The organism is Phocaeicola sp. GP0067 (assembly GCF_031119655.1).
GTDB classification, from domain to species: Bacteria; Bacteroidota; Bacteroidia; order Bacteroidales; family Bacteroidaceae; genus Phocaeicola; species Phocaeicola vulgatus.
Genome location: NZ_JAVHZY010000007.1, coordinates 33812 through 56257 on the forward strand (window position 1 = coordinate 33812; position 22446 = coordinate 56257).

Consider the following 22446-nt stretch of genomic DNA (forward strand, 5'->3'; position numbering starts at 1 on the left):
TTATAGGAAGAATGATCTCAGAATGGTAGCCGCCACAATCAAAAAGATACAGGCTCCGAACCAGCTCGCTGCCGTCTTGGATGTGTCCGGGTCACCTGATGAAAATTTGTTATAGACTTTTACTCCGCCAATCAATCCGCAAACAGCACCGATGGCATACACCAATTTTGTTCCCGGATCGAAATATGAAGTGATCATGTTCGTGGCTTCCGTAATGCCCGCCTGACCATTTCCCTGCGCATAAGTAACCCCTACCGCTGCCAACAGGACGGCAGCAGTCAAAAGAAATTTCTTTGTATTCATTAAATAATTGTTTATTAGTGGATGCAGGGATGGATAGCCCCGCATCCGGTTGTTAATAATTTGTTATGGATTTTTTTAGTGGTGGATAGTCCGCCTATCCGTATTCCTTCTCTTTCATGTTTTTAATCGTTTTTTTGTTACACAATATCATTTATTCCAAAATCATCGGGAATAATCCCGTTTGTTTCATCATCAGTTTCTTCTGTCACCGGTTCCGTCTCTTGCCGGAAGTTCTCCATATGCCGGTTTATCAGCTCTGTCACCCTTTCCGCCCGTTGCGGGTGGTTGATAACCAATTGCTCGAACATATCGGTATGTTGCAGTTCCGTCAGTGTCCGTCCCGCTTCTTTCTCTTCCTGTTCACTTACCGTTTCCTTTGCTTTGCCCAGCACTTTCACGGCAGCGCACATATCCTCAAAACTCACTCCCGAAGCCATTACTCCCGGTTTACTGCATCCTTGCAGTTCCTCATCTTCTTGCTCATAATCCAGTGACACATCAATATCCATCGGCTCATTGTCGATCCCCTGCGGTGGTGTGTCATTGAATATCTCATCCAGTTCTTCATCAGGTACTTGCAACGGGTGTTTTTCCGGTTCGGGGACAAAAGTATCATCTTTTTCAATAGCTTTTTCACTTTCTTTTCCGATGGCTTCGAGTGGCTTCAAAGTGGTATCGAGTGGCACTGACGGGGGAAGTACAAAACTGCTTTTGCCCAGTACCCCGGTCATCGGTACATCCTTCCGGGGTAATATGGATGCGGCATTTCTCTTTGCTTTTCGCCGCTTCCATTTCTCGTATTGCAGATACCCTGCCGCCCATAGAACATAGAGGATGGCAAGCCCGAACAAAAGCATAAGTTCTAAATCCCTGCTCATATCAAATCCTCCCTTTTTTGCCGGTACAGCTCATTAATCTCGTCTTTATGTCTTTCCAGATGTTCCGCCAGCACTGTATCAATATAGCCGCCCACTGTTATATCCTTGTCCGCTATTACATGTACAAGCCGTGAGATGACCGCATGGATCGGTTGGCTGATATACACGCACTGCCGTGTTTTCAATTCGTTCCGTTTCAGGAATTTTTCGCCGTACTCCGATAAGCCTCTTTTTTTGCTTTTTCCCGTTTCCTGCTTTTCTTTCGTCCGAGCGGGCGTTTGCTGTTCTTCATCCGCTTGCGGCTGTTCCGTTTGCATCTGTTCTTTCGGTATCTCCTGCTGCTCTGCCGCTTCCACTTTGTTGTTGTCGGCAACCGGAGTCTGCGGTTTCCCCGGTGTCTTGAAGGACGCGATGATAAAATTCTCATCAATCTCGTCCAAATTAATATCCTCTTTCGTTTTCTTGGCCATACATATCCTTATTTTATAAGTTCAAGCATCTCTTCAATAATCTCGTTCAGGTTGCTGCCTCTCACCAACGCCTTGTCCGCCGGGAAGATAGTCGAGCGGAACAATGCCTTGTGTCCTACGGATAATTCCCGACGGAATCGCTTGCTGTCCGGCAGGAAAGTTTTCAGCACCGACAATCCCAATTCATGAATCACTTCCTCATATACATCGTACAGTTCCGATTTTTCCCGTCCGTCCACCATATTCCATAGTAAGTGCATACCTTTGATTTTCGACTTGCCCGTGGTTATCAGCGTATCGTTCAGTACCACCACGAAACGGAGTGTGCTTTCCATCACCACCCGGTCAGCGGAGATGGGTGAAAAGATATAGTCCATGCGTGCTAACGTTCGCACCACGCCACCGTTATTTATAGTTCCCGGAAGGTCAAAGAAGATAAAGTCAAAATCCGTTTCTGCCAGTTCTCCGGCTTTGGTTACCGCATCCTCCGGTGTGCTCTCGATCACCGGATAGGCTTTCTTTTTCAGTCGTTGCACCTGATCGTAAGCCATTCGTTTGTAATACGGGTCATCCATTGCCATTTTCAGGTCGCGTTCTCGCATTTCCACGATACTGTGTTGGGGATAGTCGCAGTCTACCACGGCTACATTGTATCCCATTACATAGTGCAGATAGCTTGCCACCAATACGGTCAGCGTTGTTTTTCCCGCTCCTCCCTTCTGGGTGGAGAATGCGATGTACTTCGGTTCTTTTTTCATACGTTTAATTTTAAATCATTTGTTATTCAATTAATTATTTCACTGTTTCCTTATTTCGTTACTGCATTCTTTCAGTGTTTCTGTGTGGTATTGCATCATCACCGCATTACCTCGTTATCTCTTTCTGTCAGTCCGTCAGCATGGAAGAATCTCAATGCTTTTATATGGCAATACGTCAGTACGACAATGCTTCATTACATCTTTACGTCACCATGTCAATTTATCCTCAATGAAGGACTTCATTGTCCCGTTAATGATAGAAATCACTGCTTCTGTATTTCATTCTTTCCATGTCTCAAAAGAACGGCAACGCAAATAAACGACTAATAACGGCTGCCTGTATCGCTTTATAATTCAGTGGCATCGACAGGCATCAAAGTGGTACGGAGTGGCACTGATGCAAATTCTACCACTCGTTTCCATTCCCTTAACTTTGTATCGTCAAGCAGTCCGGATTGTAACCGCCGTCCTTGCCGTCTGTCGCTAACCCTAATCTGACCGGGTACGGTCAGATTTTTATGTTCACTTTGAACATAGCAAGCTGTGTTTTTTGCAGCACGAAACGAGTTCTGCCGCAAAAAACGCTTGCCCCTTTTCCTACGGAGAAAGGGGGACAATTACCTCCGAAGTCGGTAATTGCAGGGGAGAGTGGTAGGGCGTAGTTATTCCGCCGACCTGCTATTGTACCACTAAAAAATCCAAGAGTTATGAATGAAGAAAAAGAAAACAAACGCCTGCCTTCACGAAAGAAAGGAGGCAGAAAACCTAAAACCAATCCTGCCGTTTTTCGCTACACCGTCAATTTCAATGCGGTGGAACATGCCCGTTTCCTCACACTTTTCGAGCAGTCCGGTCTCCAATCCAAGGCGCAGTTTATTGCCGCCCGTGTCTTTTCCGAAGAATTTCGGGTAGTCCGAACCGACCGTGCCGCGCTCGAATATGTCGCCAAACTCACTGCCTTGTATCAGCAATTCCGTTCCGTTGGAGTGAATTACAATCAGGTAGTGAAAGAACTTCATGTTCATTTCTCCGAGAAAAAAGCCCTTGCCATGCTTTATAAACTGGAGAAAACCACAATGGAGCTGATAGAATTAAGCCGTAAAATTGTCGAACTTTCCAATACTTTCGAGAACCAATGGTTGCGAAAATAAGTACTGGACAATCTCTTTACGGTGCACTTGCTTATAACCAGGAGAAGGTGGACGAAGGTCATGCCAAGATCCTTGCGGCCAATCTTGTACTGCAACCCGAAGACGGACAGTTCAGCATCGGTGACTGTATGAAGGATTTTCAGCGGTGGATGCCGTCCCACTACCGTACCGAGAAGCCCGTCATTCATATCTCACTTAATCCGCATCCCGACGATGTGCTTACCGATGAGCAGTTGACTGCCATCGGTGAAGAATACATGCAAAAATTAGGATACGGTAATCAGCCCTATCTGATTTTTAAGCATGAGGACATCGATCGCAGGCATATCCATATCGTTTCCCTTCGGGTGGACAGTACCGGAAAAAAGATTAACGACAGTAACGAATACCGCCGCAGTAAAGCCATCACCGAAGAGTTGGAACAAAAATACGGTCTGCATCCGGCAGAAGGGCAGAAAAAAGGGGAAGATTGGCAGCTTACCCCTGTAGACAACGACAAAGGCAATTTGAAAAAACAAATAAATAATGTAGTGAAGCCTTTGCTTAAAATGTACCGTTTTCAATCGATGGGTGAATTTCGGGCTTTGCTTTCTCTCTACAACATCGGCGTGGAAGAAGTTAAAGGCGAAGTAAACGGATGTAACTACCACGGCATCCTGTACTCCGCCCTGAACAAAGACGGAAAAAAAAACGGCACGCCGATAAAATCTTCCGTCCTCGGTAAATCGACAGGTATAGCAGCCATCGAAAAACAGATGCAGCAGTCCGGCACAGTTATCAAGGACAAGAAACTGAAAGAGCGTACCCGCCGTGTGGTTTCCGCCGCCATACAACGCACCCGGACAGAATCGGACTTTCGCAAGGAACTTTCCGCACAAGGCATTGACCTGGTATTACGTCGCAATGAAGATAACCGTATTTATGGCGTAACTTTCATTGACCATCGTAATCGGGTAGTTCTGAACGGTTCCCGTTTGGGCAAAGACTTCTCGGCAAATGTTTTTAACGAGTATTTTCGGAATGCCAAAGAAGATTTTTTGTCGGTGCAACAGCCCATTTCAGCCGACCATACGGAACGGAAATCATCGTCAGATGATAAAGTTGCAACAAAGGACACTTCCTCCGGCAGTCTCCTTTCCCTTTTCTCTCCCGATCCGGTATTGCTTGACCGGGAACCGCCGCTTCCCAAGAAGCGCAGGAAAAAACGTCGGCGTTACGGTCGTCAGGATTAACGGACAACATTTGGTATCACAATTAAAATTTAGAAATTATGTCACAAGAAGATGATTTAAGAGGATTGGCACGGGTGATGGACTTCATGCGTGCATTAAGTATTTTGTTTGTTATAATAAATATCTATTGGTATTGTTATCCTGCCATTAAGGAATGGGGGATAGATATAGGGGTAGTGGATAAGATACTGCTTAATTTCCAGCGAACGGCGGGACTGTTCACTTATTCGCTTTATACAAAACTTTTTTGTGTAGTGTTTCTTGCTTTATCCTGTCTTGGAACTAAAGGGGTAAAGGAAGAAAAAATAAAATGGGTGCATATATGGGTAGTATTATCTGTCGGCTTTGTTCTGTTCTTTTTCAACTGGTGGTTACTTGACTTACCGTTATCGTTCATTGTCCGCACAGCTTTCTATATACTGACGCTTAGTGTTGGTTATCTCTGTCTTTTGGCGGCAGGTATTTGGATAAGTCGTTTGCTGAAGAATAATCTGCTTGATGACGTATTTAATAATGAAAACGAGAGCTTCATGCAGGAAACCAAGCTCATGGAAAATGAATACTCCGTCAATCTGCCCACCCGTTTCTATTACAAGAAGAAATGGAACAACGGTTGGATTAATGTCGTCAACCCGTTTCGTGCGAGCATTGTTCTCGGTACTCCCGGTTCCGGTAAATCCTTTGCCGTGGTAAACTCGTACATTAAGCAACAGATTGAAAAAGGCTATTCGCAGTTCATTTATGACTTCAAGTTTCCCGATCTCACTACCATAGCTTATAATCATCTGCTCACACATCAGGAAGGCTATAAGGTCAAACCGAAGTTCTACATTATCAACTTCGATGATCCAAGCCGCAGCCATCGGTGCAATCCGCTGAATGCCAAATTCATGACCGATATATCCGATGCCTACGAATCCAGTTACAATATCATGTTGAACCTTAACCGTTCCTGGGCGGCAAAGCAGGGCGACTTCTTTGTCGAATCACCTACCATTCTCTTCGCCGCAATCATTTGGTTCCTTCGCATCTACAAGGACGGACGTTACTGTACCTTTCCTCATGCCATCGAGTTCCTTAACAAGCCCTACGAGCAGATTTTCCCTATTATGTCTTCCTATCCGGAGTTGGAAAATTATCTTAGCCCGTTTTTGGATGCATGGCTTGCCGGCGCAGCCGACCAATTAATGGGACAGATAGCCAGTGCTAAAATACCTTTGTCCCGTATGATTTCCCCGGCACTCTATTGGGTCATGTCCGCCGACGAGTTTTCATTGGACATCAATAATCCCGAAGCCCCGAAAATCCTTTGTATCGGTAACAATCCCAGCAGACAGGCAATTTACGGAGCTGCTCTCGGACTGTATAACAGTCGTATCATTAAACTGGTTAATAAGAAAGGGATGTTGAAAAGTTCCATCATCATTGACGAATTGCCCACCGTTTTTATCAAAGGGCTGGACAACCTAATTGCCACAGCTCGAAGTAACAAAGTTGCGGTACTATTGGGCTTTCAGGACTTTTCCCAGCTCATTCGTGACTATACCGACAAAGAAGCGAAAGTAATCATCAATACGGTAGGCAATATTTTTTCCGGTCAGGTTGTCGGTGAAACCGCTAAGACCCTATCCGAGAGATTCGGAAAGATACTACAAAAACGTCAAAGTATAAGTATTAACCGAAATGACAAGTCTACTTCCATCTCTACCCAGATGGACAGCATGATACCGCCAAGCAAAATCAGCGGACTGACACAAGGTATGTTTGTCGGTGCAATTGCCGATAATTTCTCCGAGCGCATCGAGCAGAAGATTTTCCACTGTGAAATAGTAGTGGATGCTGCTAAGATTGCTGAAGAAGAAAAGAGTTATCAAAAAATCCCCGTTATCACAAATTTTGTGGATGAGAACGGAGTGGATCATATGCAGGAAATGGTGCAATCCAACTACAATCAAATTAAAGAAGACGTGAAACAGATAGTTACTGATGAACTAGAACGAATCAAGAATGACCCGGCACTTTGCCATTTATTGGAACTGAATAAACAGGATTAAAAAAAACGGAGGAAAAAGCTGTTACTTTTTCCTCCGGTACAACTTCTCATCATCCTTTTCCATCCTCTCCAGCAATGCGTCCCGCATACTGTCAATATAAGTGGTGCGGCTTTCCTGCACCCGTTCCCTCATATTTACATAACAGCCTGATGGATCTTTGATTTCTATACCTAGCATCTTGCCAAAGTAGGCGGAAATCTCCTTGATAGTCACTTGTCCGTTATTGAAATTTTTCAAAGCCTCCGAACCGTAGATAAATTCCATCAAATGGATTATCTTTCCTGTCCATATAACTTGTGTTGGTATTTCCTCCTTCTGTTGAAATTCTTTCTCTTTTAAATATACATCATTCTTTTTATGTGGCATTTCACTTTGTTTAATCACCCATTCTATAGCGGCATTAACAAAGGTGATACCTCCATTGGCTGACAATTTGCTATTCGTGATAGCTCTCATCTCTTCTAAATGGATGAGCAATATCCGTATATTGTTTAGTGAAAAGTAGATGAATCCCACATCTTTTTTATCCATACAGAATTCATAGATACGATTGGTGAAATCACTCAATGCTTCTTCAAATTCTTCTCTAGTTGCCTCTCCTTTTGATAATAATTGAATATATAGTGTTGTTTTAAAATCCTCCATACATGATTATTTCCGTAATTTTCTCTTTGTTTGAAATTGGCTGCAAAGGTATGGACATTTCATGTAGGAAGTGTTACCAAAAATAATCATAAATTCATCATTATTGCGCAAAACCCATGGATTGTCAAGAAGATTGGTGTTTTTTTCTCAGATTGGTAGGGCTATCGCCTAAATTGGTCTTACAGAACCGGTTGAATTGCTGGGGAGAAGTGAAATTAAACTCTTCAATAATCTCCTGAAAAGAAATATAAGGGAAAGAAAGCCGATACAAGATATGTTTCGAGCGTTTCTTCAACAACCATTGGTAAACCGATGTACCGAACTCTTCCTTAAAAATACGGCGAAAAGTGACTACCCCATAACCGCATAGGTCGGCAAGTTCTTGCGTATCATTAGCTTTCATATAATGCGAGAGCACCAGATTCTTAAATGGCACTACTTCCCCTATCATTGGGTGAAAGAAAGCTTGTAGTTCCTCTGGACTATAGTAACAACTGAACAGACGAATCAGTTCCTTATGTTTCAGATGCCACAATAGCAAGTCTCCGGTGCCGTCCGTCAAATATTGGGATATGCTCTCCATAAAAAAGATGATAACTTTATGTGCAGGTAACTTGCAACAATAGATACCAGATTTATCCTCGTCCCTTTTCTTCGCATGACTGTATAAAAACCTAAGTATGCAATTTTCAGGGTGGCATACCGTATTATTGAAAGTATGAATGACCACATGGGTTTCTTTCCAAATTTCACCCTGACAGTCTGCCATGCGGGGAAGAAACATGATTTCACCGCTATACAGCATCTTTTCCCGAAACAAGTTGCTGGTCAAATGCACCTCGCCTTCCTGGCAGAAGACGAGGTAATTTGTTTCCTTGTTGACGTTGCTGAAAGTTTCACCCCTTTGGTATTTTTTCAACAGGAAGTTACAGTTATCCGGTATTTCGTCACAAGGTAGAAACGTATGTAGTTTGGTTTTATTCATAGATATTACTTACCGTTAATCACTTCATTGGCTTTATTTATCGAATCGCGGAGGATCACGCTTATACCTGTTTCTTCGCTCTTTTGCACCATTTCTATCTCAAAGTCCGTAAATATTTCATCTCTGTTTACCATTAAGCCGAGTTTGATTTTCTGTCCTTTCAGCGATCCCGAGAAGACGGCTTTTCTTGCATCGGCTTCTCTGAAATAATAACTGATGCCATGTCGTTCAAAAAAAGCTCCATCTATAATATTGGCAATGACGGTAAAACGCCCGGTTATTGTATCATACTCTACATTATCGAAAATGCAGTTATTTATAGCATCTGCTCCAATGCTTGCCACACGTTTCATTTCTTTAATCAAACTCGTAGGAATAATCTTTATATCGTTATCTACGATTCTTATGCGTATTCGTCCGGCTAAATTGCTTTTAAGTAATGCGGCATAAGCATTCAGATTATCAGCGAATTGCCATAGAAAAATATCTTTGTTTTGTGAACATTTTTTTTCTAAATAGTTTTTGTATAAGAAAAAAGGTGCATTCATGGCAATACGAAAAGCGAGAATGTCCCGAATTAGTTTGTATACCATTTTTTCCAGTTTGGATTTACACTCTTTTTTTACTACATTCTCCTTTTCTATTTCATGCAGAATATCCAGATAAGCATTATGTATGGATGTTTCATCGGAAACTCCATTTTTCTGCATAATAGAAATAAACAAATCTTCTTTCATCTTATTCATTTAATAGGTTAATATATTCTCTTTTTATGGCAACATATTCCTGTCTATCCAATAATAAGTTTGTCCGTTGGAGGTGAAACCCTTCCCGGCCGCTTCTTCCCATGCCGTTTTTTTGGATTTGAAGTATTCCACAAGCATATCTAGTGTTTCATCCGGCAGATGTCTTTTTCTCTTTAGGTCGTTTACTGTAAAGGCTTTCAAAAATGGATTATCCGTGGGACAGGTTGTAATAAACCGTTGCGCTTCCGCCAAAGTCATTTTCTTTAGTTTCTTATACTTGATTCTGCACAATTTTCCATCATTTATATATGTACAATAAAGAGCAAAGAGATTCGCTCTCACTTTTTTGGTAGAAGCATACTCATGACTATCTTTCATGTTAGCGGCAGATGATCTGGTATCTCTAAGCAATTTTTGGTCTTCAGGGCAGTCGCAAATTTTTCTCTTTTTTCTTTTTTCTTTTTTCTGTGCTTCATATTTGTAATCCACTTCATATTTGGAAAGCGTATTTACAAAACTGCGCATTTTTTTAAATTCTGATTCCGTCACAAGTAACCAATATTCCAATAATGGAGACACCGAATCATGTAATACTACCGGTTGTGCCGGCAGATACCATTCCGGTTCGGTATTTCTTAATGCTTTTGTCAGAGATTTTATTCCTGATGGTTGCACTTGGAAATAGTCTACTAATGTTGAATCCTCCCTGTTGCGGAAGTTTCCGACTTCGTTAAATGCCTTATACAGACTTTGCGTTAGCAATTTGTTATCCCACTTTACTTGTTGTAACAAGGTATCCACGGATGAAGCCAGCCCTTCAAGGGGTAGATTCTCTTGTTTTTGAGGGAAGACTACCCATCCCTGTGTCATACTCCTGTCGGGAAAGTCCAGACAATAAACATTCTTATTGACTTCTCTGTATTCATGGTATTTACGCAGTTGGTCGGCATATACGATGATTTCTCTTTTCTGTCGGCTGATTTTAACAGCATAGTTATCAATCATATTCTCAACTTGCAGAACGAAGTTATTGAATTTGTCCGGATTTCCACCAAAAAGTTGGAATCCCAGCATTCTGCAATTATATTCAGCCATACGGTTAACCAGTGTTGAATCCGCCCATTCACTATTGTTTCCGGTTTCACCGATAAGGATAATCAGATTACTTTCTTTCTGGTGGCCTTTAAACAGATTGACGGCCGTTCTCAGTGCGTTCCAGCTTCTTCCCCCTGTGGGAACCAGTTGTTTTGCATTATTGCTTTTGGCAGACAAAAAATCGAGCACTTGCATATAATCATTTGTCAAATCTACTTCGGGATTTTCACTGTTGCCTTTTTCATTGAAAGCCAGCACAGAACCGAATTTGTAGTCGAACCCGTCAGCGGGATCGGCAAACATTGGTTGCAATCCTTGTATCACATTGACCACTTCTGGGAATTGTTTGACTGCCAGTTCATTTCCTTCCACAACAAACACGACATTAATTTTTTGCAGGTCTTTTTCTATCTTCTTGAACTGGTTGTAATAGATACGGTTACCATTCACATTCAGAACATAATTCTCCCGCTTGTCTATCACCGGCATGAATGCACCGGTTTTAAAACGGATAACCGTATCCATTTGGCAATAGGACGTTATCGGACTGTAGGCCAGCGGACGCGCTATTTGTATCAGTTCCCGGCTAGGTGTCAGTTGTGCCCGTCTGAAATTTAGCGTATCGGTTTCTGCCTTGTTCATGAAGCATAGCGTACTGTCCGGGAGACTTCGCACATCAACATGCAGTTGCTGCCCTATATTCTTTATTACTTGGTTGCTTACCCAGCCACATACTTCCATACCCAAACTGTCCGGGGAAATATAAGACTTTCTGGCAATCAATGTTTTACTTCTGTCCTCTGATTGCTTCAGTGGGAAAACCAACTGATGTATGGGAATCTTGGTATATGGTTTACTGAGATCCGTATTTTCAAACGTCAGTAGAGAATCATTTATAAAGTATTTATCCGGAACTTTCAACGGAAGAGTATCGGATAATACAGTAATCTGTTTATTTTTCAATCCCGTTGCCAGATCCGTTACGGAACTTCGTGTCAGCAACAAGTCCGATTGGTGAACCCATCCGTAATAGATGGCTGATTTATGGTTTCCTAGCCTACGTCCTCGGCTTTTTATTTGTGTCGGATCATATTTGACGACTTTCAGCCAGTCGCCCTTTTTTCCCACTACCAAAAAAGCATCCATAAATTTCAGTTCTTTCATTTCATTCTTTCCCGTAGGACTCTGATAGCTCATATTGCCCGGCTGGTCAGAGAAAACAATCCACGGATTATTTTTCAACAGTAGGGTCTTTGGAGCTTTTATTTCACCGCCGCAATAATTCATGATATGTTCACGAGGCACTTGCTTTATTCTCGTGAACCGGTTTATCGGAGCACAGGAGGTCACAATAGCCGCTCCTGTGCAAAGTAGTGCAAATGTTGCGTTCCACGTCCTTTTAGTTCTCTTCATGATGCAGGTTATTTTGATATATATTTTTCAGATTGGGTGACTAGCAGCTTTTTGATACATTCATCTGCATTGCTATTCCCGGTATCTACTACGACCTCTTCGATAATGAGTTTTTTTCTTCCAATAATTTTCAAACCTTGGCAGTAGGAATAAAAATCATTATGTTTGTCGCCATTGACAGTTACGACAACATCCGGATTATCGCACAGGTAAGTGTTTAGTACATAATTATAGTTGGGGTTGAATGGCTTGCCGTCCACGATTGCCTGTAATCTCTCCCTGATGTCGTTTCCCACAAGGGTAAGCACATCGGTAGAATCGTTCTTTTGATAGTTCGGTTCGATTTGTATGGTATGCCGTATCGGATAATGAGTATCTTCCGTTGTCAGCAGAATTTCATAAATACCGGGTTCCATATAGGCATATAGCGGATTCTTTTCTCGTGAATCCACCATTCCTGTTTCTCCAAACTGCCATCTCCATTCTTTTGAATCCCCAATACCATGAAAGGAGATAATTTCATCTTGAAGGGCAAAGTCGGGGGCATCGATCTTGATCAACTCTCCCTCTGTATTCTCACTGTTCTTTTCCCGTACATTGATGATGAATTTTTTCTCATATTTTCTATCTACGGTTAGTCTCACTTGATATTTTCCGCTTTGATTGAACCGATAGCTACCTGTCCGTTGTTCCGAGGCATCTCCGTTTCCAAATTCCCATAACCACGTATCCGCCCTTTTGGTACTGTCAGTGTATTGGATTTCTTCTCCTATTTCTATATCAGTGGGAGTGATATAGGCAATTACCGGTTTCTCTCTCAGATAAAGACTGATTAAACAGGCAATTATAATACACAGTATGACGGCTCCTATTATAATGAACGATTTCCTGTTATTGATTTTTCCCATGACAAATTATTTTTTTAATGCTGAACGCCAATCTTGTTTCTTGCTTTCCAGACCGATTTCACACTCTTCCAGATTCCTTTTGAAAGTGCTGATATTCTCCCGTTTGCTCCACAACTCCTTTTTGTCTGTCAGCCACATTTGATAAAAATCAGCTACGTGCATGAATACCTTATACCGGTTATCCCAGCCGTTGTTCTGGTACGTGTTTTTCAGATCATTCAGCAGGTATTTGATATCTTCCTCTTCATATTGCGCGTTGATACCCGGTTTGAGTTTGTATATTCTATTATATAAGGAATCCACCACCGGTTTATACTCCTTTTGCGTTTCCTGGAACTTCTTGATTTTCTCCACCTTTACCAGTACAATATCCTTTTGCCGGGTAGTGTCAAAATCAGAGTTTGTCCAAAAGATAATCATGCAGCAGCAAATAGACACGGCAAGGAACAATAACAGGACATATACAAATCCTATTGTTTTCTCACGATGGTTTATGGTAGTCCTATTCTGTGTAAGTTGTTCATTTTCTCTCATAAGTAATACCTCCTACTTTTAGTTTTCTTGAAATTTCCCGGTTTTCCCTTACGCATCTCAATAAATCCTCCCGTACTACGCTTTCTTCTTTTTCTGCCAGGCGGATAGAATCCTTCACACCTAAAAATACATTAATGTTTCCTGCCAATTTCTTGTATAGCAGAAAGTCCCGTTCATCCAGACCATTAATTCTGTTTTGCAGCTGCATTTTCCGGTTACTGACCACGCTTTGCAGCAGGAGATCGTTGATTTTCGGGGAACTGTTCATCAGTGACATATATTGGTAGATAGAATCCACCGCTGCCGCCATATTCAGCTCTGCGGAATAGATATTATCGTATTCCATCGTTTTGGCCATGATCATCTTGACCTCAGTAGAAGCCGTTCTCATATAAGAATAGAAACAGAATACTGAGACTGCCACACAGATAATCAGAAAACCTGAGAATCTCAGATAGCCTTTCCTTACAGTATTATTATTCAGAGGTTTCATCGTTTATTTAGTTTAAAATGATTATTACACAGTTAGTCTAACAAATTCCAATCCGACCGGGTTACATTGTCCCGTCGCCGGATTCGTTCACCAACTACGATATTTTCTTTATGCTTGCCGATATATTCTAAAGAACTTAGCATCATCCACAATTCAGAGAAATTGTTTAGGAATCCTTCAATAATAAGCATCATACTTCGTATTTCATCATGTTCGTATTTGATTTCGACCGCTTCTGAAAGTATGGTTTCAAATTGTGCAGGAGTAGTATCGCTCCATTCGTAAAAATATTTGAGTACATCTTCTTTTTCTGTTTTCTCCATGAAATTGAGCGTATTGAAGCATAGGTGTGCAAGGTTTGAGAAACAGCCGATTATCCGTATGGGTGGCCAATACGCCCCGGTATTCCTATAACTGAAATACGAGGTAGCTGAATATTGCAGGATATTCTTACAGATTTCAGCCACGTTCAAAGCCATTGTCGATGAATCGGAGCGATTGACAACCTTAGCGACAATATCCTTGGAAGCCTTCTCGATATTGTTGAAGAAGACGCCAAAGCGTCCGTAATAACGAGTCAAATCAGGATCGCTCAACATTGTCATGCATGGAGGAATATAGTTGTAGTCCATTTCGTATCGGTCGCCATCCTTACGTATGCGTCCTACTATCAGACTGTAAGGGTCAATTCCATTCTGCATCTGTTCTACCGGAACCGTGTAAAGTTTGTATTCCGGTCGGACTTCCGGGTATCGTGGCGGAAGCACGTCATTGTTTAGCTCACCTGTCGGAATACGACTGTAGGGATTGACCGAGAAAATGACATTCAGATAGGAAGTACGAGAGGAAGAGCTGCTTGTCAGCTCTCCTGCCGGAACTTTATAACTTAGGTATTCCATTGGGCCGGGTTCATAATTGATGATGAATCCCCCAGTGGTAATTCCGTGGCAACGTACCAAGCGCACTTCTATACTGTCTGTGACGGAATGACTTACTTCAATTTCACACATCAACTGTTGATTATTTCTCAACGGTCTGAGAAGACCGTAGTTAAAGTTAGTGATGTGTATCTCCTGTCCCAGGCATTGCCCGTTAATGAAATAATTCTCAGTCATTTCGAAGCAATCGGGAGAAAGGCTCATACCTTCTTCCCAGTTAACCAAGTTAAATGTTTTGTTTTCCATATCTTGTAATGATTATTATTCTTATGTTCTATTAATTAGCTATATACCTCTTCCTTTCTTACCCGTTTGGCGATTATAGTGTAACCCCCTTTGATTTTATTATCCGTGAATGACAGATCGGGATCGATATATCTCCTAGGTAGGAAGAAAGACGGTTTAGTATAAAATATCCATCCGTATGGTATTTCATTATCATTATAATAGATTCTGCTCATGGGATATTTCCGGCTATGATCCTTGATGCATCGCTGGAACCAGTTACCGAATATCATCGTGTCGGAAGCCTGTACCGATAAGTGAAAAGGAACAGGATCTCCAATTTGTTTGAAGAGTTCGATATCCACCAGTATTAATTCCGATGTATCTATACTGCTGTCATCCGCAATCTTCCTGTCATCCGAATATTCCCATATCTTATAAATTCCAGTGGTATATCCAGATACAAACGGTATGTTTTCCTGAACAACGATATAAAAATGAACGGGACTATACATGTTGAAGCCCACCAGCCATATTGCAGTTCACTGCACAAATTAAATACCAGTGAAAAGAAAGCCATTCCCATGATACAGAGCACTAAAGTGAAAATAATTTCATATTTGAAAGGCTTCTGCGCGAAGTCCGGCAAAAACAAATCCATAGCTTTCAGATGGTAATATCCGAACACTACGTACAATAGCTGCAAAGCTATGTAGATGTACGGAATAAAATACTGTTCCACAAATCCTGTTAAAGCCGGAAGAACAAGAATTAAGACAGTCACCAGAGCATAAGTGATCAGCTTTCTGTTCCCCATCAGCTTGTTCTTTTTTGCAATAAGAAATACTACGCCTCCCAGTAAGAAAGCTATCAGCGGGAATAACACGTAAGAAGTTAAGAATCGTCCCAAAAAATCTTCCATAATATTAGTGTGTTAAGTAGTTATTATTCACTAGACAACGGGCCTAGAAACAGCCTGAATCGAAAACGGCAGTTCTCCTGAGTACTATTCAGTACCGCTTTGATTAACACGTCCGCCTTCTTTTTGATAGTCGTTGTATCTGCAACGTCATCCGTATAAGTTATATCACTGACTGTTACCTGCACCTCAACTTCGCTCAATCTCGGCTCATAGGCTCTGATCGATTCTGTCAGACAGGTTGTGAAATGGTCTTGCCAGCTTTTTTGCGAAGCCACCTTTTCAAAGTCCATGTCCCAAATGCGGCATCCGTACCGGGGATCATACCGGTGTTCACCGGGACAGGTCGTGAACAGCAGTTCCAGATGCTGGTCGATGGATTCCTTCTCACTGCATTTGGGCAGAGACTTGTTTCCATCTTGCAGCAGCAGACCTATCCTGAGTGGAAATTTGTAGTATTCCATAATCTCTTCAAATATTTTTAGTTTCGCCAATTGTTTTCAAATTCTTCATCACCGATTTTAAGATAGCGGGAAGTAATCTTCAATTCAGTCACATCTTCGGAAGTTACCCCCCTCAGATACTTATGGTAGCCTGCGCAACACGCATCCTTAAAGATTATGTTACAAATCGGCTCCCCGCTTATTTTCCCGTTGCATTTACGATAGATACTCACACTTCCTTCGTGGCGTCCCTGTGTTTGTGCTAACCATTCATAAAGTGAATCTTCTGATTCCATCTCCTTCAATTTGAGTGAAATTATACCTCCGTACACACTGCCGTCCGGTCGTCCTTCCTTGTCTTTCTCCTGGTTAAAGTCGATGTCGAACCAGGCGGCTTCGTATACCGACTGTTCCACTTCCAATAGAATCTGTAACAGTTCGTCCTGTTCATTATGAACAATATGGGCTGCTCTTTCCTGCTTCTGCTCTTTCACGCTTCTGCCGGGTAGTTCCTGTTTCACCTCCGCTTCCTTTCTGTCAGAGTGAGTTTCAGAAGATTCGGAGATATTATTCTTTCTCCATAGTTTACTCCAAAAATTCATATGTTGAGTTTTATAAGTTATCAAACTCTGTGTTTCCCATCCGTATTTTCGGAGAACTGATCCTCAGTATAAGAACGGGAGCTTTTTCTGTGCTGCCACACTGCATACGGAATCCGGTACATCGGGCATCCTCGAATTTCAGCACGGGTTTGCACCTTCGGTCATTCCCTGTTACTAGTATTTCACCGTTTGCCTTCTGGCGTGTATTCACAAACCATCCGAACAGACTGTTAGTAGAGAGCGACGATAGTCGCAACGTAATGACACCGCCCTTTACCCGTGATGTCACTTCCCCGTTTTTTTCGGTATCTTTCATGAATGAGTAGTCACATTCCAACAATTCGTACAAATCCCTTCCATCCGCATTATAGGGGTATATTGTTGTGGAATATACCACCGACAGATAATTGTGCCCGGCATCTATCATAGAATTTCTTAATCTATATTTTCAATATTCCACGTTAACTCTTCGTTTTCTCCCATACCTACTTTCAGTACATTCCCTTTGGATAATTTTCCGCTGATAATCAGTCGGGATATAGGTCTTCGAAGATAATTTCGTATCACTCCTGCCACCTGCCTTGCACCATATTTAGGATCAAATCCCTTATGTGCAAGATACTTTTTCACTTCATCCGTTAGAATAATAGTTATACCTTGCTTTTCCAGCAAGTTCGAAACATTCCTGAACTGAATATCAAATATCTTTAGCAATATATCTTCTCCGATAGGTGAGAACGGAACTATCTCCGACAGGCGTGCCAGAAATTCCGGCCTGAAATACCTTCCCATCACTTCCATCAATTGAGTGGTAGTAGGATTTTTCCCCTCTGCCAGTTGATTGGATAACCATTCACTGCCCACATTGGAAGTAAACAGCACGATAGAGTTTGAGAAGTCTCCTTCTTTGCCTAATCGATCATGCAACTTTCCTTCATCCATGATTTGCAGAAAAATATCATAAACTGAAGGGTGTGCTTTTTCTATCTCATCGAACAATACGACTGAATAGGGTTGTCTTCGTATTTTGTTGACCAGCAGTCCACCCTCTTCGTATCCTACATATCCCGGAGGCGCACCGTATAACAAGGCTGCGGAGTGCTCCTCCTTAAACTCCGACATATCGAACCGTATCATAGCCTTCTCATCATTGAAAAGTGCTTCGGCAAGTGTCTTTGCCAGTTCGGTCTTTCCGGTTCCTGTAGGCCCCAGAAAGAAGAAAGAACCAATGGGCTGTCCCGCTTTGTTCAGTCCCGATCTGGATTCCAAAATCGCATCAGTCAATACTTTCAATGCATTATCCTGTCCGACTACTCTTTTTCGGAGGATATTTTCCATATTGAGCAACCGTTCTTTCTCTTCGGATTGCAGTTTGCCTAGTGGTATGCCGGTTTTGTAGGATACCACTGCTGCAACCTCTTGCGGTCCGACTTTGCTGATAGGCTCCGCAATAAAAGAGTGTAGTGCTTCTATTTTCTGTCTGATATAGCCGGATAGTTCTTCCGCCGTATCGTAATTCTCCGGATGAATATCTTCGGCTATCATTCCGAGCAGAACCGGACTCAATCGGTTCTGCATGGTATGGTAGATGGCTTTTAGCTTTTTCAATTTGGCTCCGCTATCCACGTCCTCCTTCTTTTCCAGCTCGTTCAAGGCAGTTGACAGTTCTTCTATACATTCTTGGGAAGTTTCATTGATAAGTTTCACGGCAGACAGCGTGCGATCGAGTAAGTCAATGGCAGAGTCCGGCAATCTTCTGTCCTTGACATAACGTTTGGCCAGACGTACGCATTCCGGTACTGCCTCTTCCGTTACTTCCAGCCCGTGAAAGTCGGTGTAGGTATTCAAGGCGGATTCTACCATTATGATAGCTGATGAAATATCCGGTTCATTAATTTTCAGTTCTTCAAAACGTCTGCTGAAAGCATGATCCGGTTCTATAATTTTTCGGTATTCGTCGGCGGTAGTTGCACCGATGACTGTCAAGTCTCCTTTGCCCAGTTCCGGTTTAAGAATGCCCGCTATCCCATTGTTCCCTTGTTTGGGGTCGAGCAGCGTATGTATTTCATCAATGAACAGGATAGCCTTGTCCACTTTTCGAAGTTCTTTTATCAGGTTCTTTAGTCTGTCTTCCGCTTCGCCTTTATAGCTTGCTCCGGCAATCAAAGCACCTGTATCCAATTCCAATATAACGGCTCCTTTCAAAAAGGATGGCACTTTGTCCTTTACAATAGACTGTGCCAAACCTTCCACAATGGCAGTTTTACCCACCCCCGAATCTCCGGTGATGAGTACATTCGGTTTGCCTTTGCGTCCCAGTGTTTCTATCATCATGCGGGTTTCGTTCTCACGGCACACGATTTCGTGCATTTCATTTTCTCTGATTTCCGAGGTCTTGTCTATACAATATTTATATAGGGCTGCCGATGCCGTCCCGTTTTCTCCTCCCGATGCCGGTATGTCGGCTGTAATGTCATGGGCAATATCTTGGCTGTCTACTACGGATGATAAGATTTCTTCTTCTTTTATAGGAAAGGATTTCAGTTGCGCGATGGAGTAGGCAGTCCCCGGCTTTGCGAGAGCAGCCAGTACACATATCGGGTTAATTTCCAGCAGTCCCAGTTTCAGCCGTACCATATCGGCTTCTTCAAACACATGGGCTATTTGCTTGTCTGCCGTAATTTCCGAAGTTTTCCCCGAACGGGGTACTTCTTCAATACGCACCTCTGCCCAATCCTCAATATATCCGGTATCTTTTCCCAAGCTTTGAATGAATCCTTGCAGGCCGATTTCTTTATGCATCAAAGCTTTTAGCAGGTGCGAAGGTGTATAACACTCGTTTGCATATTCCCGTGCAATAGATTTCGCTATACGGATCGCAATCTTTACTGATTCGCTTAAGTAATTTACAAAATCGTTTTCCATGTTCTTCTATTTTAATCGGGTATTAGAATTATAATAGTTATAATATAGAATAGGTATAAAAACCTCATTCCAATCAATTTTTCTACCTGCAAAAATAGGATAAAAACGATAAAAACAAGAGATTTTCTTAATTTTTATTTCAAAACCAATAAAAAAAACAGAGATTTTTTTTGTAATATACAGAAAAAGCTCTATTTTTAGGGCGTGATACAGGAGTTATTTGGCTTTATTGTATTATGACTGTTATAATATAACAAGTACCAAACGCAAATGTTCACATCAAACGAGATCGTTAACCTATTATTCATTTAAAAAATTTCATGCTATGTTTAAATCGACATTGAAATTTCAGTCAAAGGAGTTCGATATCCGCTTTGTGGATTACGAAATCAAGAGAGATGTTGATGCTAAAGGGCGTCCGGCTTCCCATCTGTATGGTGGTATTATCAAAATTACCATTGAATCTACAGAAGACACAACCATTATCGAAAACATGGTTAGTCAGTTCAAACCTCACGAAGGTACTGTTGTGTACAAGAAGGGAGATGAAGAATCTGTGATGAAAGAGTTGAAATGGGAAAAGGGCTATATCACCCGCTTCCAGGAAGTAGCTGATGTTGAAGGTAAGAAGCCTATGGTTATCAAATTCGAAGTTTCGGCTCAGAAATTAACCATCGGTGGTGCTGTCTTTGAACAAGACTGGCCGGATGCAAAATAAGCCGGACTTAAAAAACGTAAAAAGAGGCTGTTCTGTAAAGTTTTCCTATAAGGTATGCAATATGGGCAGTCTCTTTTTTTAATAGCACCAATGAAAAATAAGACTTCTTAAAGCAGAAACAATTAATAAATCAGAATTATGATAGATGACAAAATAGGTATTGGCGGTAATGCGGTAGAGCAGGAAGCCAATGAGGGCATTGCCGATATTCCCGGCAATCGTACACTAATAGTTAACCAAATGACAGCCGAAGAACCCGGTGTTCCTGAGATAGTAGATCATTTATATACGATAGAAGATGTATTCAAGTATTTTGATCCGAACATCGATGTGAATTTTCAGGATAAAGAAGGGCAGGATGTAACGGAGAATTTTCGGTTCGGCAATGTGGGGGACTTCTCTGTCAAAAGCATGACCCAGCGTAGTCCTTTTCTTAACAATCTGAGCATCCGCAAAGAATTTTATGAAAAAGTGATTAAACAGCTTCGCTCCAACAAGGTATTGCAGCGTGTTATTGCCAACAATGATACAAAGGCAGCCATGCTAATTATATTGAAAGAATTGAGAAAGCAGGTGGAAGAGTCACTGTAATTACAGTATAATATAAAAAGGAAAAAACATGGTAGAACAAGGAACTAAAGCGACAGATACGCAACAGTTGTCACAAAGCCGTGAAGCTGTTCATGAACGTTTTTCACAGGATACGCTGAAAGAAAATTTGGGTAAACTATCCCGGTTTGGCGGTTTCAGTTTTCTCGAATCGGCGATTGACAGGGTGCAGAATCTCAATCCGGATCGGAAAGCTAGAATGAGTATATATCTAAAAGATGAAGACAAAAAGGAGGACAGACGTAATTTGTTGCGCACGCTGGATTTGTGGATTGAAATGTTGGAAGAGAACGGCACAGTTGATGAAATGCTGTCCGCTTGCAATACGGAAGTGAACGAGGTTTCCGGCTTGCTTGCTGCCAACCAGTTGGTAGCAGCCGAAAAGGTTAAGGATCTGGAACGTGCTTACAGAGAAGTTAAATCGTTCTATGACAATACCGGACAGGATAAAATTACCAATATCTCGATTATGAATGCTTCGATGGAACAAACCACCGATTTGGATAATCCGATTTTCATTGATGCTGTGGAGGATGAACTGAAACAGTATTATGACAAACTTGATTTGAGAGACAACTACTCTTTGCTTGTCATTCCGGGATTCCTCGGTTCCAACAAAACTGTGGAGAAATGGGCAAAGATAGCCTATAATAATAAGGTGTATTTGTTCTCTGATTTTGCCGACCTTGAAAAGCCTGATGATGTGATTGAAATGTTCTACGAGTCTAATATTTCGGGCGGTGACGGTTTTAAGAGCAATACTTCACTGGTGTGTAACTGGCTGATCGGTCGGGCTAAATATGCAGAATTAGGTGAAGAGGAAGATTTGCACATCTCTCCATCATCAGCATTGTCCGGCAAGGTATATGGCTCTCTTATGTCACAGATTACTGCCGGTAAGAAATTCGGCGCACTTGATGAGGTGGATGCAGTTGTATTTCCTCTGAAAAAGAGTGAAATATCTAAGTTGGAAAAGATGGGACTTATCCCGTTGGTCAATGAATATAAGAAAGTGATGGCATTCTCCGGCAAATCCATTTTCAACGGTGATAATTTGGGATTACAGACCTACTCCGTGGTTCGTGTATTTGACTACGTGGCAAAAGTGCTCGTTGACTTTCTGAACAGAAGGGCATTTGAGAACTGGACAAGCAAGTCGGAGAAAGATTTGCGCCAGCAGATGATCCGCTTCCTGGATAGCATCAAGGGGCCGGATAGACTGATTGAAAAATATAGCATCGAGCGGTTTGAGCGCGATCCGGTAAAGAAAGACCGTATATATTTGGATATAACTATGATACCGTTCTTCCCGGCAAAAGAATTTGTCGTTAAGTTGGATGGGACGAAAGGTGAAGAGGGAACCTCTTGGAACTCTGAATACGAAATGTCGAAATAGAATTTA

23 protein-coding genes and 1 pseudogene are annotated in these 22446 nt (G+C 41.9%); 6 read left to right on the top strand and 18 right to left on the bottom strand.

The features are described 5' to 3' along the window. The 5 genes from RE317_RS07575 to RE317_RS07595 form a co-directional block, all read right to left on the bottom strand. Nucleotides 1-303 carry a DUF4134 domain-containing protein gene (locus RE317_RS07575; protein ID WP_118214436.1) on the bottom strand — a complete coding sequence of 101 codons (303 nt, stop codon included), beginning with the start codon at nucleotides 301-303 and terminating at the stop codon, nucleotides 1-3. Nucleotides 304-440: 137 nt separating this feature from the next. Continuing rightward, the gene (locus tag RE317_RS07580) at nucleotides 441-1181 is read right to left on the bottom strand and encodes a hypothetical protein (protein ID WP_118214437.1); all 741 of its coding nucleotides are present in this window, start codon (nucleotides 1179-1181) and stop codon (nucleotides 441-443) included. After that, nucleotides 1178-1651 carry a DUF3408 domain-containing protein gene (locus tag RE317_RS07585; RefSeq protein ID WP_118214438.1) on the bottom strand — a complete coding sequence of 158 codons (474 nt, stop codon included), beginning with the start codon at nucleotides 1649-1651 and terminating at the stop codon, nucleotides 1178-1180. The genes RE317_RS07580 and RE317_RS07585 overlap by 4 nt, the downstream gene beginning before the upstream one ends. A gap of 8 nt (nucleotides 1652-1659) precedes the next feature. Next, a complete protein-coding gene (locus RE317_RS07590) occupies nucleotides 1660-2409 on the bottom strand; it encodes a ParA family protein (protein WP_118214439.1) in 750 nt (249 codons plus the stop codon). Between the two features lie 347 nt (nucleotides 2410-2756). Then, nucleotides 2757-2987 carry a hypothetical protein gene (locus tag RE317_RS07595; RefSeq protein WP_303266229.1) on the bottom strand — a complete coding sequence of 77 codons (231 nt, stop codon included), beginning with the start codon at nucleotides 2985-2987 and terminating at the stop codon, nucleotides 2757-2759. Between the two features lie 129 nt (nucleotides 2988-3116). Between RE317_RS07595 and mobA the strand changes: the two genes are divergently transcribed. Genes mobA through mobC form a run of 3 tightly spaced genes read left to right on the top strand, consistent with a single transcriptional unit; the run spans nucleotide 3117 to nucleotide 6846 of the window. Then, complete coding sequence (mobA, locus tag RE317_RS07600) at nucleotides 3117-3560, top strand: conjugal transfer protein MobA (RefSeq protein ID WP_118214440.1); 444 nt, start codon at nucleotides 3117-3119, stop codon at nucleotides 3558-3560. Further along, nucleotides 3545-4792 carry a conjugal transfer protein MobB gene (gene mobB / locus RE317_RS07605; protein ID WP_118214441.1) on the top strand — a complete coding sequence of 416 codons (1248 nt, stop codon included), beginning with the start codon at nucleotides 3545-3547 and terminating at the stop codon, nucleotides 4790-4792. Before mobA ends, mobB begins: the two co-directional genes overlap by 16 nt. A 38-nt stretch (nucleotides 4793-4830) precedes the next feature. After that, entirely contained in the window at nucleotides 4831-6846 is a 2016-nt protein-coding gene (gene mobC / locus RE317_RS07610) for a conjugal transfer protein MobC (protein ID WP_118214442.1), read from the top strand. Nucleotides 6847-6867: 21 nt separating this feature from the next. Here mobC and RE317_RS07615 read toward each other — a convergent pair whose 3' ends face one another. From RE317_RS07615 to RE317_RS07680, 13 genes and pseudogenes are all read right to left on the bottom strand, one after another. Further along, complete coding sequence (locus RE317_RS07615) at nucleotides 6868-7491, bottom strand: RteC domain-containing protein (protein WP_118214443.1); 624 nt, start codon at nucleotides 7489-7491, stop codon at nucleotides 6868-6870. Nucleotides 7492-7615: 124 nt separating this feature from the next. After that, nucleotides 7616-8476 (bottom strand): AraC family transcriptional regulator, encoded by an 861-nt coding sequence (locus RE317_RS07620; RefSeq protein WP_118214444.1) that lies wholly within the window; start codon nucleotides 8474-8476, stop codon nucleotides 7616-7618. 5 nt (nucleotides 8477-8481) lie between these two features. Next, nucleotides 8482-9222 (bottom strand): hypothetical protein, encoded by a 741-nt coding sequence (locus tag RE317_RS07625; RefSeq protein WP_118214445.1) that lies wholly within the window; start codon nucleotides 9220-9222, stop codon nucleotides 8482-8484. Between the two features lie 24 nt (nucleotides 9223-9246). Beyond that, entirely contained in the window at nucleotides 9247-11730 is a 2484-nt protein-coding gene (gene tssR, locus RE317_RS07630) for a type VI secretion system protein TssR domain-containing protein (protein WP_257421174.1), read from the bottom strand. An 8-nt stretch (nucleotides 11731-11738) separates the two neighbouring features. Then, nucleotides 11739-12638 carry a PKD domain-containing protein gene (locus RE317_RS07635; RefSeq protein ID WP_118214446.1) on the bottom strand — a complete coding sequence of 300 codons (900 nt, stop codon included), beginning with the start codon at nucleotides 12636-12638 and terminating at the stop codon, nucleotides 11739-11741. A gap of 6 nt (nucleotides 12639-12644) precedes the next feature. Then, complete coding sequence (locus RE317_RS07640) at nucleotides 12645-13172, bottom strand: type VI secretion system transmembrane protein TssO (protein WP_118214447.1); 528 nt, start codon at nucleotides 13170-13172, stop codon at nucleotides 12645-12647. Then, a complete protein-coding gene (gene tssO / locus RE317_RS07645; RefSeq protein WP_118214448.1) occupies nucleotides 13159-13665 on the bottom strand; it encodes a type VI secretion system TssO in 507 nt (168 codons plus the stop codon). Before tssO ends, RE317_RS07640 begins: the two co-directional genes overlap by 14 nt. A 32-nt stretch (nucleotides 13666-13697) precedes the next feature. Next, nucleotides 13698-14849, bottom strand: coding sequence for a hypothetical protein (locus tag RE317_RS07650; protein WP_118214449.1), 1152 nt, complete (start codon nucleotides 14847-14849; stop codon nucleotides 13698-13700). A gap of 35 nt (nucleotides 14850-14884) precedes the next feature. Then, nucleotides 14885-15750, bottom strand: a pseudogene (locus tag RE317_RS20970) (TssN family type VI secretion system protein). 23 nt (nucleotides 15751-15773) lie between these two features. Beyond that, nucleotides 15774-16211, bottom strand: a complete 438-nt coding sequence (locus RE317_RS07665; RefSeq protein ID WP_118214451.1) for a GPW/gp25 family protein — start codon at nucleotides 16209-16211, stop codon at nucleotides 15774-15776. Between the two features lie 17 nt (nucleotides 16212-16228). Next, entirely contained in the window at nucleotides 16229-16792 is a 564-nt protein-coding gene (gene tssD, locus RE317_RS07670) for a type VI secretion system tube protein TssD (protein ID WP_118214452.1), read from the bottom strand. A 10-nt stretch (nucleotides 16793-16802) separates the two neighbouring features. Next, entirely contained in the window at nucleotides 16803-17219 is a 417-nt protein-coding gene (gene tssD, locus RE317_RS07675; RefSeq protein ID WP_118214453.1) for a type VI secretion system tube protein TssD, read from the bottom strand. Between the two features lie 8 nt (nucleotides 17220-17227). Next, complete coding sequence (locus tag RE317_RS07680; protein ID WP_257421175.1) at nucleotides 17228-19717, bottom strand: ATP-dependent Clp protease ATP-binding subunit; 2490 nt, start codon at nucleotides 19715-19717, stop codon at nucleotides 17228-17230. 325 nt (nucleotides 19718-20042) lie between these two features. Between RE317_RS07680 and tssD (RE317_RS07685) the strand changes: the two genes are divergently transcribed. From tssD (RE317_RS07685) to RE317_RS07695, 3 genes are all read left to right on the top strand, one after another. Then, the gene (gene tssD, locus RE317_RS07685) at nucleotides 20043-20435 is read left to right on the top strand and encodes a type VI secretion system tube protein TssD (protein WP_118214455.1); all 393 of its coding nucleotides are present in this window, start codon (nucleotides 20043-20045) and stop codon (nucleotides 20433-20435) included. 138 nt (nucleotides 20436-20573) lie between these two features. After that, nucleotides 20574-21026 (top strand): hypothetical protein, encoded by a 453-nt coding sequence (locus RE317_RS07690; protein WP_118214456.1) that lies wholly within the window; start codon nucleotides 20574-20576, stop codon nucleotides 21024-21026. 28 nt (nucleotides 21027-21054) lie between these two features. Then, complete coding sequence (locus tag RE317_RS07695; protein ID WP_118214457.1) at nucleotides 21055-22440, top strand: DUF5458 family protein; 1386 nt, start codon at nucleotides 21055-21057, stop codon at nucleotides 22438-22440. Nucleotides 22441-22446: the final 6 nt, after the last annotated feature.